Source organism: Rathayibacter tanaceti (assembly GCF_001634385.1).
In the GTDB taxonomy this organism is placed as follows: Bacteria; Actinomycetota; Actinomycetes; order Actinomycetales; family Microbacteriaceae; genus Rathayibacter; species Rathayibacter tanaceti.
The window spans coordinates 1-344 of record NZ_LIIN01000325.1 but is presented as its reverse complement, the minus strand read 5'-3'; the positions used below and the strand labels follow the sequence as shown (position 1 = coordinate 344).

The window sequence follows — 344 nt, the reverse complement described above, 5'->3', positions numbered from 1 at the left end:
AGGGCGCTCGTCGCCGCTGTTCCGTCCGGGCGTCCGCGCGCTCGCGGCTGACCGACCCGTCGGCGCCCGTCCTCCCGCCTGACCCTCCCGGCGAGGTCGTGCTGCGCGCCCGTGAGCTCTCCGCCCGGTTCCCGCTGCCGGGCGGAGGCGTGCGGATCGCGGTCGACGGCGTCGACCTGGAGCTGCGCCAGGGCGAGACCGTGGGCCTGGTCGGCGAGTCCGGCTCCGGCAAGAGCACGGTCGCGCGCCTGCTGCTGGCGCTGCGGCGTCCGCAGGAGGGATCCGTCGAGCTGTTCGGCGAGCCGTGGTCGGCGGCGACGGAGCGCGCCCGCCGTCCCCCGCCC

The 344-nt window shown here is 78.5% G+C and carries 1 protein-coding gene; it reads left to right on the top strand.

Annotation, left to right across the window (positions count from 1 at the left end):
* Positions 1-98: 98 nt before the first annotated feature.
* Positions 99-344, top strand: a 246-nt coding sequence (locus ACH61_RS19155) for an ATP-binding cassette domain-containing protein (protein ID WP_330220197.1), incomplete at its 3' end; no start/stop codon positions are given.